Origin of the sequence: Mycetohabitans sp. B3 (assembly GCF_021498065.1) — a bacterium.
In the GTDB taxonomy this organism is placed as follows: domain Bacteria; phylum Pseudomonadota; class Gammaproteobacteria; order Burkholderiales; family Burkholderiaceae; genus Mycetohabitans.
On record NZ_JAHLKN010000182.1, the window covers coordinates 1 to 380 of the forward strand.

The window sequence follows — 380 nt, forward strand, 5'->3', positions numbered from 1 at the left end:
CGATTGCGCGACTGGCAGGCCGCAGGCGTGTGGAGCAGGCTGCATCTGGCGATGCTTTGCCGGTTGCGTGAACATGACCAGATTGATTGGGAGCGAGCGAGCCTGGATGCGGCCAGCGTTGCCAGCCCCCGGGGGGCCAGGAAACTGGCCCCAACCCGACGAACCGAGGCAAACTGGGGAGCAAACGGCATCGGGTCGTAGATGCCCGGGGCGTTTCCTTGGCGATCACAGTCACGGGTGCCAACCGGCATGATTCGATGGCCTTCGAGCGCACCCTCGATACCCTCCCAGCCGTGCCGGGCTTGAGCGGTTCGCCGCGCAAACGCCCGGGCAAACTGCATGCGGACAAGGGCTACGACTTTGTCCGCTGCCGACGCTAT

At 65.3% G+C, this 380-nt stretch carries 1 pseudogene; it reads left to right on the forward strand.

Features of this window, described 5'->3' with window-relative positions:
- Positions 1–380 (forward strand): annotated as a pseudogene (locus tag KQH55_RS16185) (transposase); the annotation flags it as partial.